Source organism: Thioalkalivibrio thiocyanodenitrificans ARhD 1 (genome assembly GCF_000378965.1).
GTDB lineage: Bacteria > Pseudomonadota > Gammaproteobacteria > Ectothiorhodospirales > Ectothiorhodospiraceae > Thioalkalivibrio_A > Thioalkalivibrio_A thiocyanodenitrificans.
Genome location: NZ_KB900536.1, coordinates 912,425 through 928,646, shown reverse-complemented (window position 1 = coordinate 928,646; position 16,222 = coordinate 912,425). Strand labels below are relative to the sequence as shown.

Here is a 16,222-nt window from a genome sequence, read left to right as displayed (position 1 = left end):
TCGGAAGTGTGAATTGGGAAGGGGGAACTCAAGTGAGAAGGGGGAATTGGGAAGGGGGAACTTAAAAGGAAAGGGCGAGCCTGCGGCTCGAGTCTGTAATTCTTTTTGTGTAACTGCCTATCCCTGAGTGGCCCGGATTCGCTCGCCATGTTCGATTTCGAATCGATGCATGGCGGCCTTCCAGTTCTGGATGGGCCGGGTCCAGCGCTTTGAGGCGCTCTGCACGGCCAAGAATACCACCTTCATCGCCGAGGCATCGCTGGGGAAGACACGCCGGTTCTTGGTGGCCTTGCGGATGACGCTGTTGAGCGATTCGATGGCGTTGGTGGTGTAGGTCACCTTGCGGATCTCGGGCGGATAATCAAACAGCGGGATCACCTGTGCCCAGTGCCGGCGCCAGATCGGCCCAATGCTGGGATAGCGCTCGCCCCAGACGGCCTCAAAGGCAGCAAGCTGCGCCTCGGCCTGCTCGGCGCTCGCGCTGTGGTAGATCTGGCGCAGGTCCCGGCACACCGCCTTGCGCTCCTTCCAGGAGACGTAGCGCACGCTGTTTCTCACCATGTGCACCATGCACAGCTGCACCCGCGCATGGGGGAAGGCCGCCTCGATGGCATCGGGGAAGCCGCTCAGCCCGTCCACGCAGGCGATGAAGATCTCCTTGACCCCCCGGTTCTGAAGCTCGGTGAGCACCGAGAGCCAGAACTTCGCCCCCTCGGTTTCGGCCAGCCACAGCCCCAGCAACTCCTTCTCGCCCTCGGTGTTGATGCCCAGCGCCAGGTACATCGATTTATTCACCATGCGCCGGTCCTGGCGCACCTTGAGCACCACACAATCCAGAAAAACAATGGGATAGACCTCGTCGAGCACCCGGTTCTGCCAGGCCTCAACCTGCTCGATCACCGCCTCGGTGACCCGCGAGACCAGGTTCGCAGACACTTGCGCCCCGTACATCTGCTCAAAGGCCGAGACAATGTCGCGCGTGCTCATGCCCCGGGCATAGAGCGCCAGGATCTGATCATCAAACTGTGTCAGCCGCGTCTGGCCCTTGCCCACCAGCCGCGGCTCGAAGCTGCCGTTGCGATCCCGGGGCGTGGCAATCTCGACCTCCCCGTGACTGCCCTTGAGCGTCTTGCGGCTGAATCCGTTGCGACTGTTGCCGCTGTGGTGCCCAGCCGGGTCGTGCTTGGCATAGCCCAGGTGCGCCTCCATCTCCGCGCCCAGCGCGGTTTCCACCACCAGCTTCATCAGCTCAGCGCTGAAATCACTGAGATCCTTCTCCGTCTTGATCCCCTTGGCCAGGCGCGCCGCCAACTCCTTCTTCTCTTGTTCTTGCATCTGCTTGCCTCCCGTTTCAGCTACCATAAACAGAAACAAGCAGTTACACAGATTTAATTACAGTCCCTGCGGCTCGCCCTTTTTTCTTATTCCCACTTCCCAATTCACATTTCAAACTTCAGTTCCCCTTTCCCAATTCACACTTCAAACTTGAGTTACCAGTCGAGTTCGCTCAGCGCGTGGCTGTCGTCTCCGAACGTGTCTTCCAGCTGACGGCGCAGGGCGCGCTTCTCCAGCAGCCGCTCCAGGGAACGGCGGGCGGTGGTGCGGGGGGCCGCGTTGGTCTCCTGGGTCCATTCAGGACTGTCCAGTTCATCGTCCATGGTGGGGATGTCTCGGACCCTTGCCATAGGGGCGCTTCTCCACGGTTGGCGTCAATGTCCTTTAAAAGCGACGTTTTACGACGCCCTTATACCGTGCTTGTCGAAATGCGCAACAAGATTTTTTTTATTCCTAATCCAAAAAATGTTTGATGCCCCGTTCCCTGCCCGCCCGGCCCCGGAAACCAATCGGCGGTGGGGGCATCCAAACGCCGACAAGCGTCGTATCCTCTTTGGGAACACCCCCGGCCTGGAACCCGCTCATGCTCATCCGCATCCCCTCTAAACATGCGCCGAAACCATCGGAGATCACCCCGCCCGAGGTCTACCGGGGACGGCGGCGGTTTCTCCGTGGCATGGGTCTGGCGGCCATGGGGGCGCTGGGCGGATCGGCACTGTTGCAGCCCGCGCCCGCCCACGGGGCATCCCTGGACTACATGCCGGGGCCGTTCGGCACCGACGAGGCGCTGACGCCCCGGGAGGACATCACCACCTACAACAACTTCTACGAACTGGGCACCGGCAAGGCGGACCCGGCGCGCAATGCCCACCGGCTGGTCACCGAACCCTGGACCGTGACCGTGGACGGGTTATGCCTGAATCCCGGGCGCTACCGGCTGGAGGATTTCCTCAGACCCCATGCACTGGAGGAGCGTGTCTATCGGCTGCGCTGCGTGGAAGGCTGGTCCATGGTCATCCCCTGGGTGGGTTTCGAGCTCAACCGCATCATCGCGCAGGCGGAGCCCCTGGGCAGTGCCCGCTACGTGGCCTTCACCACGCTGATGGATCCGGAGAATCTGCCCGGGCAGCGCCTGAGGGTGCTGGAGTGGCCGTACCGGGAGGGGCTGCGCATGGATGAGGCCATGCATCCGCTGACCATCCTGGCCGTGGGTCTCTACGGGGAGACCCTGCCCAACCAGAATGGCGCGCCGCTGCGCCTGGTGGTCCCCTGGAAGTACGGCTTCAAGAGCATCAAGTCCATCGTGCACATCCGTTTCGCGGAGGAGGAACCGCCCACCAGCTGGAACATGGCCACGCCCCGGGAGTACGGATTCTATTCCAACGTCAATCCGGATGTGGATCACCCGCGCTGGAGCCAGCGCACGGAACGGCGTATCGGTGAGCTGCGCCGGCGGCGCAGCCTGATGTTCAACGGGTATGAAGATGAAGTGGCGGCGCTCTATGCGGGCATGGACCTGAGGAAGCACTTCTGAGCCCCGGAACCTTCAAGGCGCTCAAGGCGGCGGTGTTCGTTCTGTGCCTGCTGCCGCTGGCGATCCTGTTCGCCCGTGCCTTCGGGGGCATGGGCGGGGGGCTCGGCGCCAACCCCATCGAGTTCGTCATGCGCGATCTGGGCAGCTGGACCCTGCGGTTCCTGCTCATCACCCTGGCGGTCAGTCCGCTGCGTCATCTGACCGGCTGGAGCGCCGTCATGCGCTTGCGGCGCATGCTGGGGCTGTTCACCTTCTTCTATGCCTGCCTGCATCTGGGCGTGTGGATCGGCATGGACCTGTTCTTCGACTGGACTCTTGTCTGGGACGATATCCTCAACCGGCCTTACATCACCGCGGGCTTCACCGCATGGCTGCTCCTCGTGCCCCTGGCGCTCACGTCCTCGGACGCCATGATGCGCCGTCTGCGGCGGCGCTGGGCGCACCTGCACCGGCTGGTCTATCCGGCGGCGATCCTGGGCGTGCTGCACTTCTGGTGGCTGACCCGTGCGGATTACCGTGAGCCGCTGCTGTACGCGGTGATCCTGGGCGTGCTGCTGGGGTGGCGGGTGGTGATGCGGTGGGTGTGGAAGGGGCGGGTGTTGCGACCGTTGCGGGGTGGCGCCAGGTGAGTGTGGGTGTGCCCGGTTCAGCCATGAAGCACGCCGAGGGCGCGAGAATGAACCCCATCGGATTGAACCGGCCCGATGTAGGAGCCCGGTCCTCCGGGCGATGGCAGAGCCTGGCCCGATCGCCCACGGGAGTGGGCTCCTACGGAACACAGAGCGGCCGACAGGAACGGCTCGCCCTGTCAATGCTGGGAGAGGGTAGGTTGGGGTGAGCGCAGCGAACCCCAACATGGCGGAAATATCCCAGGCCCCGGCGCGTTGGGGTTCGTTCCTCACCCCAACCTACAACTGCTTTCTTGCCACAGAGTACACAGAGGTCACAGAGAAGAACCAACAGAACCGTAGGTTGGGGTGAGCGCAGCGAACCCCAACGGCGCGGCTTCGGAGACCACCCGTTGTTGGGGTTCGTTCCTCACCCCAACCTACAGGCTGCGGGCCCCCATCCGGTAAAACCGATTCTCTCGCGCAGACGCAAAGGCGGGTCAGTCCAGCACCACCACCGCGCGTCCGCGCACCTGGCCCTGGAGGATGCGGTCCGCGTATTCCGGAAGGTCGTCCAGGCCGATCTCCGTGGTCATGGAATCCAGCACGTCCGTGGGCAGGAGTTCGGTGATGCGCGTCCAGGCGGCCGTGCGCCTTTCCGTGGGGCACATGACCGAATCGATTCCCAGCAGCCTCACCCCGCGCAGCAGGAAGGGCAGGACGGTGGTCTTCAGTGCCGGGCCGCCGGCCAGCCCGCAGGCTGCCACGGATGATCCGTAGCGCATCTCCGCCAGCACGTGAGCCAGCATGTCGCCGCCCACCGCGTCGACGCAGCCTGCCCAGCGTTCGCCGAGCAGCGGTTTGCCGGGGGGGTCCGCCAACTCGGCACGGGCCACGACGCTGGCGGCGCCCAGCCCCTTGAGGTAGTCCTCGTTGTCCGGGCGGCCGGTCACCGCCGCCACCGGGTAGCCGAGACGCGAGAGCAGTGAAACGGCCACGCTGCCGACCCCGCCGGAAGCACCGGTCACCAGCACCTCGCCCTGGGCATTGCCGGGTGACAATCCGTCATCCTCCAACGCCTGGACGGCCAGCATGGCGGTGAATCCGGCCGTGCCCACGGCCATGGCCTGGCGCGCGCTGAGACCGTCGGGCAGGGGCACCAGCCAGTCGGCCTTGACCCGCGCCATCTGCGCGTAGCCCCCCCAGTGGACTTCGCCCACGCGCCAGCCGGTGAGCACCACCGCGTCACCGGGCCGGTAGCGCGCGTCGCCGGATTCCTCCACCGTGCCGGCGAAATCGATGCCGGGTACGTGCGGGTACTTCCGCACCAGCCGCCCGAGGCCCTTGATGATCATGCCGTCCTTGTAGTTGAGGCCCGAGTGGGTCACCCGCACCAGCACGTCGCCTTCCGGCAGATCGGATAGCGTGAGTTCCTTGACGGATGCGACGGGGGCCTTCTCGGCTTCTTCCAGTACCAGGGCCTTGAATGTCTCGCTCATGGGTCACTCCTGTTCGGTTGCTGTGTGTGTGCCGGTGGTTCCGATTCCGGACCCCGGTTTACCGTGGCAGCGGCGGCCGCGCCGCGCGCCTGTGCCTGCCTGTCCAGCCAGAGCGTAGGTTGGGGTGAGGAACGAACCCCAACGCGCCGGGGCCAGGGAGGCCTTTGCCGTGTTGGGGTTCGCTGCGCTCACCCCAACCTACGATTCTGTTGTTTTTTTCTCTGTGACCTCTGTGTACTCTGTGGCAAGAAAGCAGTTGTAGGTTGGGGTGAGGAACGAACCCCAACGCGCCGGGGCCCGGGAGGCCTCTGCCATGTTGGGGTTCGCTGCGTTCACCCCAAGCTACGTTTGTGTCTGGCGGTCCAGCCAGATCTCCAGGCCCTGGACGTTGAGGCCTACGTCCGGGTCCAGGAGGGTGCGCATCTCGTCCTCCGGCAGCCGGCAGCCGTGATCTCTCAGGCGTCGAATCAGCACCTGCATCATGTCCTCGCACAGGGCGTCGTGGCGGGCGTCGCCGTCATGGGCCCGCGCCCGTGCCAGGTCCACGTAGATGTCGATGAGTTCGTGCATGTCCTGCTGCAGACGTTTGAGATCGCCTACGCGGCTGTAGTGGGTGAGATACATGTAGCTCAGGCTCTGCGCCATGAGCCGGTCCACCGACTGATGCAGGGCCTCGGGATCGAACTGGACCGGTGTCGTGGTGGGCAGCACAAAGGGGCCGTGTTCGGTGTCGAACTCCCGGTAGGAGAGTCCGAAGGTGTCGCCGGAGAAGATGCCGTCACCGGCCTCGTCCACCACGCAGAAGTGGTGTTTGGCGTGGCCGGGCGTGTCCAGGAAGCGCAGCACCCGGCCGTTGAAATCCAGTTCGTCTCCGTCGCCGGCCTCCGTGACTCGTTCGGCGGGCACGGGCACGACGGTGCCGAACATGCGTTCCATCTCGGCTTCACCATAGACCGCCGCGGCACCGGCGTTGAGCCTGGACGGGTCGATCATGTGGCGCGCACCGCGCGGGTGGATCACCATGTGCGCGTTGGGCAGGTGGCGCATGAGCGCGCCGGCACCGCCGGCATGGTCCAGGTGCACATGGGTGGGGATCACGAAATCCACGTTCTCCCGCGGGATGCCTTTCTGCTCCAGCACCGACAGCATGCCCGGTACCGAGTGGGCGGTTCCCGTCTCGATGAACGCGGCGCGGTCCCCTTCGATCATCAGGTAGGTGGACACCTGTCCCTGACGATACAGCTGGGCATCGATCATGGTGATGCCGTGGTCGAGATCTTCGTAATGTACTTGGGTCATGTGGTTTACCGACAGATCAAGAGCTTTGACGCGAAGACGCGAAGACGCAAAGTAACGCAAAGAATCATGTGTAAAAAGAACACCCGAATATAAGTGCTGTTTTTAGATCAGTTAACTTTGCGCCCCTTCGCGTCTTTGCGCCGCGGTTCTCTGAAAGTGGTGGTTCCCTCAAAGCCGCCGTCCCATCAAATCAGAAACAGATCCACAAACTCGTGCACCGGGGTGGCCGACAGGCGGCCGGGGTCCTTGCACAGATCGAAGATGCGCTCCGCCTGGCCGCGGGGGAAACGGGTGCGCAGGGCGTCGCGGTACTTGTTCTCCAGCACCGGGATGCCTTCGGCGCGGCGCCGGCGGTGGCCGATGGGGTATTCCACCTCCACCTTGTCGGTGCTGGAGCCGTCCTTGAAGAACACCTGTATGGCGTTGGCAATGGAGCGCTTGTCGGTGTCGTGGTATTCCTTCGAATAGCGCGGGTCCTCGACCACGCGCATCTTCTCGCGCAGGGCGTCGATGCGCGGATCGGCGGCCACGTCGTCCTCGTAGTGGCGCGCGGTGAGCTGGCCGAAGATGAGCGGTACGGCCACCATGTACTGCAGACAGTGGTCGCGGTCCGCCGGGTTGTGCAGGGGGCCGTCCTTGCTGATGATGCGCACGGCGGATTCCTGCGTGGTCAGCTCGATGCGGTCGATCTCGTCGATGCGGTCCTTCACCTGGTCGTGCAGCTTCAGCGCGCATTCCACTGCCGTCTGTGCATGGAACTCGGCCGGGAAGCTGATCTTGAACAGGACGTTCTCCATCACGTAGCTGCCGTAGTCGCGCTGGAACCTGAACTTCTCGCCCTTGAAGAGCACGTCGTAGAAACCCCAGCGGGGCGCGGACAGCACGCTGGGCAGGCCCATCTCTCCCTTCATGACCATCAGCGCCAGGCGCACCGCGCGCCCGCAGGCATCTCCCGCGGCCCAGGATTTGCGCGAGCCGGTGTTGGGGGCGTGGCGGTAGGTGCGCAGCGACTGCCCGTCCACCCAGGCCTGGGAGACGGCGTCGATGACCTGCTCACGGTGTGCGCCCAGCATGTGGGCGGCCACCGCCGCGGAGGCCACCTTCACCAGCACCACGTGGTCCAGACCCACACGGTTAAAGCTGTTCTCCAGGGCCAGCACGCCCTGGATCTCGTGGGCCTTGACCATGTAGCGCAGCACGTCGTCCATGTTGATGGGTGGCCTGCCCTCGGCGACCGCCCTGCGGCTCAGGTGATCGGCCAGGGCCAGGATGGTACCCAGATTGTCGGAGGGGTGACCCCACTCGGCGGCGAGCCAGGTGTCGTTGAAGTCCAGCCAGCGCACCATGGCCCCGATGTTGAAGGCACCCTGGATCGGGTCGAGCTGGAACTGGGTGCCGGGGATGCGCGAGCCGTTGGGCACCACGGTCCCCGGCACCACCGGCCCGAGGTGCTTGGTGCACTCGGGATACTGCAGCGCCAGCATGGCGCAGCCCAGGGAATCCATCAGGCAGTTGCGTGCGGTGTCCAGCGCTTCCTGGGAATCGACGGCATAGTCGCACACGTAGTCGGCGATGGCCTTGATTTCCGGGTCCGGGTCGGGCCGGACGTTGGCGTCGGCGATGTGTTGGCTCATCTCAATGCTCCTGATGTCGCATTTCTTGGAAGTAAGAAGTGTGAATTGGGAAGGGCGAATGAAAGTGGGAAGTGTGAATTGGGAAGTCGGAATAGCCCCGATGCGCGCCCTCTCCCTCAGGGAGAGGGCCGGGGTGAGGGTGGTTTCATTCCCACTTCCCAATTCCCACTTCGCACTTCATTTCTGCTTCACCTCTTATCAATCGGCACCCACTTGCGGTTCTCCGGCCCCGTATAGTTCGCGCTGGGGCGGATGATCTTGCCGTCCAGGCGCTGTTCGATCACGTGGGCCACCCAGCCGGTGGTGCGCGAGATGACGAAGATGGGCGTGAACAGGGCGGTGGGGATGCCCATCATGTGGTAGGAGACCGCGGAGAACCAGTCCAGGTTGGGGAACATCTTCTTCAGATCCCACATGACGCTCTCCAGGCGGTCCGCCACGGCGAACATGGTCATGGTGTGCCGGTCCTCGGAGAGGCGCTTCGCCACCGCCTTGATCACCTCGTTGCGCGGGTCCCCGGTGGTGTACACGGGATGACCGAAGCCGATGATGATCTCCTTGCGGCCCACGCGCTCGCGGATGTCCGCCTCCGCCTGGTCGGGATCGTCGTAGCGCAACTGGATGTCGCAGGCCACCTCGTTGGCGCCGCCGTGCTTGGGGCCGCGCAGGGCGCCGATGGCGCCGGTGATGGCCGAGTAGAGGTCGGCGTTGGTGCCCGCCACCACCCGGGACGTGAAGGTGGAGGCGTTGAATTCGTGCTCCGCGTAGAGATTGAGCGAGGTGTGCATGGCGCGCACCCACGGTTCGGAGGGCGCGCGCCCGTGCATCAGGTGCAGGAAATGCCCGCCCAGGCTGTCGTCGTCGGTCTCCACGTCTATGCGCCGGCCGTTGTGGGCGAAGTGATACCAGTAGAGCAGGGCCGACCCCAGGCTTGCCAGCAGCCGGTCGCCGATCTGGCGCGCGCCGGCCACGGTCATGTCCTCCTTCTCCGGCTCCAGGGTGCCCAGCATGGAGACTGCGGTGCGCATCACGTCCATGGGGTGGGCCGAAGGCGGGATCTGCTCCAGCACGGTGCGCAGCGCCGCGGGCAGGCCGCGCAGTGCGCGCAGCCGTTCCTTGTAGGCCGCCAGCTCCGCGCGGTCGGGCAGGGTGCCGTGAATCAGCAGGTGGGCGATCTCCTCGAACTCCGCCTTGTCGGCGAAATCCAGGATGTCGTAGCCCCGGTAGTGCAGGTCGTTGCCCGTGCGGCCCACGGTGCAGATGGCCGTGTTGCCGGCCACGGTGCCCGACAGGGCCACGGACTTCTTGGGCCTGGGTTTGGTCTGGGTGGTATCGGTTTCAGTCATCTGCGTTGTCCCCCTCCTGGCGGTACAGGCGGTCGAGTTGCTGTTCGTAGGCGTGATAGCCCAGGTGTTCGTAGAGTTCGTCGCGGGTCTGCATGAGGTCGAGCACCGCCTTCTGCGTGCCGTCGCGGCGGATTGCCTCGTAGACCTTGAGGGCCGCCTGGTTCATGGCGCGGAAGGCGGACAGCGGATAGAGCGCGAGCCCGACGCCGGCGTCTTTCAGCTCCTGCGTCGTGAACAGCGGCGTCTGGCCGAACTCGGTGATGTTGGCCAGCACGGGCACGCCCGCGGCCTCCACGAATCGCCGGTACTGATCCAGTTCCGTGACCGCCTCCGGGAAGATCATGTCGGCACCGGCCTCCACGCAGGCCGCGGCACGGTCGACCGCCGCATCCAGGCCTTCCACCGCCAGGGCGTCGGTGCGCGCCATGATGACGAAGTCGTCGGTGCGCGCATCGGCGGCGGCCTTGATGCGGTCCACCATCTCGCCTTTCGAGACGATGGCCTTGCCCGGACGGTGGCCGCAGCGCTTGGACTGCACCTGGTCCTCGATGTGGCAGCCGGCGGCGCCTGCGCGGATGAGTTCGCGCACGGTGCGGGCAATGTTGAAGGCGCTGGGTCCGAAGCCGGTATCCGCATCCACCAGCAGCGGCAGCTCCGTGATGTAGGTGATGCGGCGCACGTCCTCCAGCACGTCGTGCAGGGTGCTGATGCCCAGGTCCGGCAGGGCCAGGGAGCCGGCGGCCACGCCACCGCCGGAGAGGTAGAGGGCGCGGTAGCCGGCATGTTCCGCCAGCGTGGCGTGATAGGCGTTGATGGCGCCCATCACCTGCAGCGGCCTTTCTTCGGCCACGGCCCGGCGCAGGCGGGCGCCGGGTTTGGAAGGTGTCGGGGATGCTTCGGTCATGAGTGGCTCCTGGTCATGCGGACATGCCGCTAACCGGCGATACGGATATTGGGAGACTGATCCGGATGCTCCGCGAACTGGCGGGCCACGTTCTCCCGGGAGACGCGCACGTGGCGGCGCATGAGCAGTTCGGCCATCTCCCCGTCACGGTCGGCGATGGCGTCGACGATATGGCCGTGCTCCCGGAATGCATTGCGTGCCCGGCTGCTGGCCATGCCGAACTGGTAGCGGTACATGCGCATCAGGTGGTAGAGATCGTTGCAGAGAAGCTGGACGAGCCGTGCATTGCCGCTGGCCTGGACGATGCGGTAGTGGAAGTCGAGATCCCCCTCCTTCTGGAAGTAGGCGACCCCTTCCTGCAGTTCCACCCGCTGCTCGTGCTGGGTCAGCAGACCGCGCAACTCGCTGATCTCCTCGCCGGTGATGCGCTCCGCCGCCAGGCGCGCTGCCAGCCCCTCCAGGGATTCTCTCAGCAGGTACAGCTCCATCAGGTCGGCCTGGGTGAGGGTGGCCACCCGGGCGCCCACGTTGGGCCGCCGTTCCACCAGGTGGCAGGCCTCCAGGCGGCCGATGGCGTCGCGCAGCGGGCCCCGGCTGATGCCGTAGGCGGCCGCCAGCTCCGGCTCGCTGATCTTGCTGCCGCTGGGAATCTCGCCCTCCACGATGGCCTTGCGGAGGCGGCGGAATACCCGCTCGGAGAGGGTGATGCCTTGTTCGTCGGGATGCATAGCGGCGCCTATATTGTCAACAATCTTGCTGCAAAGCAAGCCAATTACACCGTTCTTCAGGGGTATTTACGGGAATATTGTATACACGTTGTCAGCAGGTCTCCGGGCGGGATCGAGACGGTCGATCCGTCGTGTGGCACCGCCGGCCCTCCCTGTAGGAGCCCGGTCCCCCGGGCGATGGCCGGGGCCTGGCAAATCGCCCGGGGGACCGGGCTCCTACGGGGCGTCCCGCCGTTGTTCGACGCTCCGGCCGATCAATTGCCCCCGTCGCCAGCCGCATAACCGAGGCCCTGGAGCGCCTCGCGGACCTCGTCCAGGATGGCCGGGTCGTCGATGGTGGCCGGGGTCTGGTAGGCCTCGTTGTCGGCGATCTTGCGCATGACAGCCCGCAGGATCTTGCCGGAGCGGGTCTTGGGCAGCCGATCCACCACGGCCACTTTCTTGAACACCGCCACCGGACCGATCTCCTCGCGCACCAGCGCCACCAGTTCCTTGCACAGGGTGTCCCGGTCCTGGGTGACGCCGCTCTTCATCACCACCAGGCCCAGGGGCACGGAGCCCTTGAGCTCGTCGGCCACGGCGATCACCGCGCACTCGGCGACCGACGGATGCGCGGCCAGCACCTCTTCGATGGCGCCGCTGGACAGCCGGTGCCCCGCCACGTTGATGGTGTCGTCGATGCGGCCCATCACGTACAGGTAACCGTCCTCGTCCAGGTAGCCGGAATCCCCGGTCAGGTAGTAGCCGGGCACGGCATCCAGATACGCCTCGCGGAAGCGCTGGTCATTGTTCCAAAGGGTGGGCAGGCAGCCCGGGGGCATGGGCAGCTTGACCATGATGCGGCCCATGGTGCCGTCCGGCACCTCTTCGCCCTGATCGTTGACGATGCGCACGTTGAACCCGGGCACGGGCTTGCCGGCGCTGCCGGCCTTGATGGGCAGCAGTTCGATGCCGATGGGATTGCCGGCGATGGCCCAGCCGGTCTCGGTCTGCCACCAGTGGTCGATCACCGGCCGGTCGAGGATCTCGCCGGCCCAGTTGAGGGTGTCGGGATCGCAGCGCTCTCCCGCCAGGAACAGGGTGCGAAAGGCGCTCATGTCGTAGCGCTTGAGATGCTCGGCCTTCGGGTCCTCCTTCTTGATGGCGCGGAAGGCGGTGGGCGCGGTAAACATGGCCGCTACCTCGTGTTCGGAGATCACCCGCCAGAAGGCACCGGGGTCCGGCGTGCCCACGGGCTTGCCCTCGTAGACGATGGTGGTGCAGCCGTGCAGCAGGGGGGCGTAGACGATATAGGAGTGGCCCACCACCCAGCCCACGTCGGAGGCGGCCCAGTACACCTCGCCGGGCTTCACTCCGTAGAAGTGCTCCATGGTCCATTTGAGCGCCACCGCGTGGCCGCCGTTGTCGCGCACCACACCCTTGGGTTTGCCGGTGGTGCCGGAGGTGTAGAGGATGTAGAGGGGGTCGGTGGCGGCCACGGATACGCAGTCGTGGGGCTCGGCGCCCTCGATGGCCTCGTTCCATTCCAGATCCCGCCCGGACACCATCTCGCCCGGCCCCTGGGGGCGCTGCAGGATGATGCAGTGCTCGGGCTTGTGGCTGGCCTGGTCGATGGCCTTGTCCAGCAGCGGCTTGTACTGCACCACCCGGGTGGGCTCGATGCCGCAGGATCCCGCGACCACCACCCGCGGTTTGGCGTCGTCGATACGGGTCGCAAGCTCGTGGGCCGAGAAGCCGCCGAACACCACCGAGTGCACGGCGCCGAGGCGCGCGCAGGCCAGCATGCTGACCAGGGCCTCGGGCACCATGGGCATGTAGATGATGACCCGGTCGCCCTTGGTCACGCCCAGCCGGGCCAGGGCGCCTGCGAACAGGGCCACCCGGTCGCGCATCTCGCGGTAGGTGATGGATTGCCGGGTGTCGGTGACCGGGCTGTCATAGATCACCGCGGGCTGATCGCCGCGGCCATCGTCCACGTGCCGGTCCAGGGCGTTGTAGCAGGTGTTCAGCCTGCCCCCCACGAACCAGCGGCAGGACGGCGACTGGCTTTCGTCGAGCACCTTTTCCCAGGGCGTGTCCCAGTGGATGGCTTTGGCGGCTTCCGCCCAGTAGCCTTCGGGATCGCGCACCGCGCGGGCGTAGACGTCTTCGTACCCCATGACTCACTCCTCTCCGATCACTGCCGTGGGGGATGCCTTCGAATCCTGATCGAAACAGCGCCGTGCCTGCGTGGTGCGGCGGTCTGTACCGCGGGGATTCCGGGCACCCTCGAAAATTGTGTTCCGGGTTTCGGCCCGGCCGGATACCTCGACGGGAACGCGGTGTCCGGATGCCTTGCCATGGCCGATCCGGCGAGATAGCACGGTGGCCCGCATATCTCGCCACCCTTCTGCTGCGGCCGCCGATCCGCTCGCTGTGACGGGGCGTGCTCACTCCGGCCGGCTAGTAGAACACTAGCGGTTTTGGCGGAAGTGTCAACAATCCGTTGGCGGCGAGATTTCCAATGCATTGATTGGAAAGAACTATCAGATTCACTTCTGACGAGAAGTCATGAAATTGATGACCATCCAGCGATGGGCGGCGGGCAGCCGCCGTCACATGTCGGCGATGAGCTTGATGATGATTGCCGCGATGATGAGCAGGGTGATGCGCTGGATCCACACCGCGCCCCGCGGGCCCAGGGTCATGTGGGCGCCGAGCCAGGCGCCGGCCATGCTGCCTGCGGCGAGCACCAGTCCGAAGCCCCAGTGCACGTTGCCCGTGGCCATGAAGATGCCCAGGGCCGGCACCATGTAGAAGAGCACCACCAGCACCTTGAGGATGTTCACCTGCACCAGATCGATGCGCAGGATCCGGTAGAGCAGCACGATGAACAGGATGCCCACGGCCACCTGGATGAAGCCGCCGTAGAAGCCGATGACGCCCATGGCGGCGATCACCGGCCATCGCAGGTGCGAATCCTCCAGGTATACCGTGTCCCGGTGCGTCGGCATGGGCATCAGCATGATCACCGACGAGCCCACCATCACCAGGATGAGAATCCAGCGAAACAGGTCGTCGCCCACCAGAGTGGCGGCCCAGGCCCCGACGACGGCGCCCGCCACGGCGGGTACGGAGAGCTTGATGCCCAGGCGCAGGTGCCGGTGTCCGGCGCTGCGGTACTTCCAGGTGGCCGTGATGTTCTGCAGCACGATGCCGACACGGTTGGAGCCGTTGGCCGTGGTGCTGTCCAGGCCGACGAACATGAGCACCGGCAGGGTGATCATGGATCCCCCGGCGGACATGACGTTGAGAAAGCCCGACAGGGCGCCTGCCGCCAGCAGCAGCAAGACCTGTTCGATGGTCATCTCAAGGGTACGAGCCGGCGGTATCGCCACAGCCCGAACAGCATCAGCAGCAGGCTGGGCACGGCATAGCCCGCTGCGGTTGCAGTGTCGGGATGGAAGACCGCCGCGCCGGCGAGACCCGCCAGGATGATGCGCAGGGTGATGTCCGCCATGCGCGGGTAGATGAAGCTCCCCTGCAGGGCAAAGCTGATGGCCAGGGTGCCGATCAGCACCAGGACGAAGGCGGGCAGTTGCGCCATCCCCGGCTGCACGACCAGGTCGGGACGGGCGAAGATGGCGCCCATCATGAGCATCAACGGCATACAGATCACCATGGCCACCATCATGGTACGGATGAAGGGCGCCTCCGCGATACGCGAGGCGACCGCGGCGGTCACCGAGGTGGGTGGCGAGAGTTCACCGAACACCGCCACCAGAAAGGCGAAGAAGTGCACCACCCACGGATCCACGCCGGCGCGGATCATGAACGGCGAGATGACGATGGCGATGATGATGTAGGTCGGCGCCACCGGCAGGCCCATGCCGATGATATAGCCGAACCCGAAGCCTACCAGCACCATCACGGCAAGATTGATCCCGGCGCCCTCCATGAGCAGGATGCCCACCTTGGTCGGCACGCCCGTGATGGTGAAGGTGGCCGTGAGTATGCCCAGGGTCGCCAGCAGGATGGTCAACTCGGCGGTGATGCTGGCATAGGATTCGATCATTCGCAGCAGCGGGCGGGTAACCCACTCGATCGAGAAACGGCGCGCCTTGACGCTGCGCACGGCGAAGGCCGCGGCCAGGAAGATGAACAAGTAGGTGAACACGGTCTGAGCCGCGGCCATGGCGGGTTTGCGCTCCACGCCCATGAAATAGATCAGGCCCGCCACCGCGACGAAGTAGGCTGCGATATTGGCCCAGTCCATGAAGCCCAGGGGCTCCACCGCCGGCGAGACGGCGCGCCGGTAGTAGCGCCCGGCCAGAAGCCAGACGGCGAAGGCCACGCCCAGGTAGAAGATGATGGCCGGTGCGAACCCCCTGGCCACCACGTCGAAGTAGCCGACGCCCAGATAGTCGGCCATGAGGAACGCGGCAATCCCCATGAGCGGGGGCATGAGCTGGCCACCCAGGGATGAGGCGGTCTCCACCGCCGCTGCCGTGACTCGTGGAAAGCCCGCCTTGATGAGCACGGGAATGGTTGCGGTGCCGGTGGTTGCGGCATTGGCCGCGCCTGAGCCCGATACGGCCGCCACACCGAAGGAGCCGATCACCGCCGCCTGGGGCAGCAATCTGGGCGAATGCACGGCAATCCGGGTGGAGCCGTGCAGGAGGGAGTCGATGCAGCCGAAGGCGCGAAGTGCCGCCAGTACCAGGATGAAGGAACCGATCAGCGTGAGGCCAAGCTGCGGCAGACGCTCGAAGACTCCCGTCGAGATCTCCACGCTCACTGCACTGACCACGCGGGTCCAGGTCATGCCCGGATGGTTGAACAGGCCCGGTACCAGATAGCCGTAGACCGTGTAGAGGATCAACAGGATGTTGAGGACGAACAGGGCAAGGTAGCGCCGCCGTGTGTACTCCATCACCAGCGCCGCGACGGCGCCGCCCACCGCCAGGTCATGGAGATTCCACAGGCCAAGGCGATAGATGCGAATCTCGTCGAACTCGCGGATCAGATAGGAAATGGCGTAGACACTGATGCCGCAATACACGAGCGCGATGATGAACGGGGCCAGATGCCCCAGGCGTGGATACAACTCGCCATGGCGCAGATCGTTGAGGTAGACAAGGCAGATGGTGAGCGGGACCCCCACCACGGCGAGCTGGGTGGGGCCGCCGGCCCCGGTGACGTAGTAGCGCGATAAGTGCAGGAAGAAGATCGTACCGACCAGGTAGAACAGGATATCCGCCGCCAGCCGCAACCGACGTGCCAAGGGGGAAAGTCCCGGCACGTCGGGACCGCTGGCGGCGGATTCGTTCATCAGGCCGTCGGGGCGATCAGCGGC

General features: G+C 65.3%; 13 protein-coding genes. 2 read left to right on the top strand and 11 right to left on the bottom strand.

Annotated features, from left to right (window positions below):
- Positions 1 to 117 precede the first annotated feature (117 nt).
- Both THITHI_RS0104375 and THITHI_RS0104370 read right to left on the bottom strand, forming a co-directional pair.
- A complete protein-coding gene (locus THITHI_RS0104375) occupies positions 118 to 1,335 on the bottom strand; it encodes an IS256 family transposase (RefSeq protein ID WP_018231858.1) in 1,218 nt (405 codons plus the stop codon).
- Positions 1,336 to 1,490: 155 nt separating this feature from the next.
- On the bottom strand, positions 1,491 to 1,685 hold the full coding sequence (locus tag THITHI_RS0104370) for a PA3496 family putative envelope integrity protein (protein WP_018231857.1): 195 nt from the start codon (positions 1,683 to 1,685) through the stop codon (positions 1,491 to 1,493).
- Positions 1,686 to 1,918: 233 nt separating this feature from the next.
- Here THITHI_RS0104370 and msrP point away from each other — a divergent pair, with 233 nt between their 5' ends.
- A complete protein-coding gene (gene msrP / locus THITHI_RS0104365; protein ID WP_018231856.1) occupies positions 1,919 to 2,869 on the top strand; it encodes a protein-methionine-sulfoxide reductase catalytic subunit MsrP in 951 nt (316 codons plus the stop codon).
- 32 nt (positions 2,870 to 2,901) lie between these two features.
- On the top strand, positions 2,902 to 3,498 hold the full coding sequence (locus THITHI_RS0104360; RefSeq protein WP_018231855.1) for a protein-methionine-sulfoxide reductase heme-binding subunit MsrQ: 597 nt from the start codon (positions 2,902 to 2,904) through the stop codon (positions 3,496 to 3,498).
- Between the two features lie 479 nt (positions 3,499 to 3,977).
- Here THITHI_RS0104360 and THITHI_RS0104355 read toward each other — a convergent pair whose 3' ends face one another.
- The 9 genes from THITHI_RS0104355 to THITHI_RS0104310 all read right to left on the bottom strand — a co-directional run bounded on the left by THITHI_RS0104355 (position 3,978) and on the right by THITHI_RS0104310 (position 16,198).
- Positions 3,978 to 4,976 carry an MDR family oxidoreductase gene (locus THITHI_RS0104355; protein ID WP_018231854.1) on the bottom strand — a complete coding sequence of 333 codons (999 nt, stop codon included), beginning with the start codon at positions 4,974 to 4,976 and terminating at the stop codon, positions 3,978 to 3,980.
- 342 nt (positions 4,977 to 5,318) lie between these two features.
- Entirely contained in the window at positions 5,319 to 6,275 is a 957-nt protein-coding gene (locus THITHI_RS0104350; protein ID WP_018231853.1) for an MBL fold metallo-hydrolase, read from the bottom strand.
- Between the two features lie 185 nt (positions 6,276 to 6,460).
- Positions 6,461 to 7,909 carry a bifunctional 2-methylcitrate dehydratase/aconitate hydratase gene (locus tag THITHI_RS0104345; protein ID WP_018231852.1) on the bottom strand — a complete coding sequence of 483 codons (1,449 nt, stop codon included), beginning with the start codon at positions 7,907 to 7,909 and terminating at the stop codon, positions 6,461 to 6,463.
- Between the two features lie 188 nt (positions 7,910 to 8,097).
- A complete protein-coding gene (gene prpC / locus THITHI_RS0104340) occupies positions 8,098 to 9,255 on the bottom strand; it encodes a bifunctional 2-methylcitrate synthase/citrate synthase (RefSeq protein ID WP_018231851.1) in 1,158 nt (385 codons plus the stop codon).
- The gene (gene prpB / locus THITHI_RS0104335; protein ID WP_018231850.1) at positions 9,248 to 10,159 is read right to left on the bottom strand and encodes a methylisocitrate lyase; all 912 of its coding nucleotides are present in this window, start codon (positions 10,157 to 10,159) and stop codon (positions 9,248 to 9,250) included. Before prpB ends, prpC begins: the two co-directional genes overlap by 8 nt.
- A gap of 29 nt (positions 10,160 to 10,188) precedes the next feature.
- Positions 10,189 to 10,887 carry a GntR family transcriptional regulator gene (locus THITHI_RS0104330; RefSeq protein WP_018231849.1) on the bottom strand — a complete coding sequence of 233 codons (699 nt, stop codon included), beginning with the start codon at positions 10,885 to 10,887 and terminating at the stop codon, positions 10,189 to 10,191.
- A 254-nt stretch (positions 10,888 to 11,141) separates the two neighbouring features.
- Positions 11,142 to 13,046 carry a propionyl-CoA synthetase gene (locus THITHI_RS0104325; RefSeq protein WP_018231848.1) on the bottom strand — a complete coding sequence of 635 codons (1,905 nt, stop codon included), beginning with the start codon at positions 13,044 to 13,046 and terminating at the stop codon, positions 11,142 to 11,144.
- A 435-nt stretch (positions 13,047 to 13,481) separates the two neighbouring features.
- Positions 13,482 to 14,234 (bottom strand): sulfite exporter TauE/SafE family protein, encoded by a 753-nt coding sequence (locus THITHI_RS0104315; protein ID WP_018231846.1) that lies wholly within the window; start codon positions 14,232 to 14,234, stop codon positions 13,482 to 13,484.
- Entirely contained in the window at positions 14,231 to 16,198 is a 1,968-nt protein-coding gene (locus THITHI_RS0104310) for a TRAP transporter permease (RefSeq protein ID WP_018231845.1), read from the bottom strand. The genes THITHI_RS0104315 and THITHI_RS0104310 overlap by 4 nt, the downstream gene beginning before the upstream one ends.
- Between the last annotated feature and the right edge of the window lie 24 nt (positions 16,199 to 16,222).

Bases quoted from the DNA above. Each gene is read 5' to 3' on its own strand.
- THITHI_RS0104330 (WP_018231849.1), bottom strand. From the start codon at position 10,887: ATGCATCCCGACGAACAAGGCATCACCCTCTCCGAGCGGGTATTCCGC.
- THITHI_RS0104325 (WP_018231848.1), bottom strand. From the start codon at position 13,046: ATGGGGTACGAAGACGTCTACGCCCGCGCGGTGCGCGATCCCGAAGGC.
- prpC (WP_018231851.1), bottom strand. From the start codon at position 9,255: ATGACTGAAACCGATACCACCCAGACCAAACCCAGGCCCAAGAAGTCC.
- THITHI_RS0104370 (WP_018231857.1), bottom strand. From the start codon at position 1,685: ATGGCAAGGGTCCGAGACATCCCCACCATGGACGATGAACTGGACAGT.
- THITHI_RS0104355 (WP_018231854.1), bottom strand. From the start codon at position 4,976: ATGAGCGAGACATTCAAGGCCCTGGTACTGGAAGAAGCCGAGAAGGCC.
- THITHI_RS0104310 (WP_018231845.1), bottom strand. From the start codon at position 16,198: ATGAACGAATCCGCCGCCAGCGGTCCCGACGTGCCGGGACTTTCCCCC.
- prpB (WP_018231850.1), bottom strand. From the start codon at position 10,159: ATGACCGAAGCATCCCCGACACCTTCCAAACCCGGCGCCCGCCTGCGC.
- msrP (WP_018231856.1), top strand. From the start codon at position 1,919: ATGCTCATCCGCATCCCCTCTAAACATGCGCCGAAACCATCGGAGATC.
- THITHI_RS0104375 (WP_018231858.1), bottom strand. From the start codon at position 1,335: ATGCAAGAACAAGAGAAGAAGGAGTTGGCGGCGCGCCTGGCCAAGGGG.
- THITHI_RS0104345 (WP_018231852.1), bottom strand. From the start codon at position 7,909: ATGAGCCAACACATCGCCGACGCCAACGTCCGGCCCGACCCGGACCCG.
- THITHI_RS0104350 (WP_018231853.1), bottom strand. From the start codon at position 6,275: ATGACCCAAGTACATTACGAAGATCTCGACCACGGCATCACCATGATC.
- THITHI_RS0104315 (WP_018231846.1), bottom strand. From the start codon at position 14,234: ATGACCATCGAACAGGTCTTGCTGCTGCTGGCGGCAGGCGCCCTGTCG.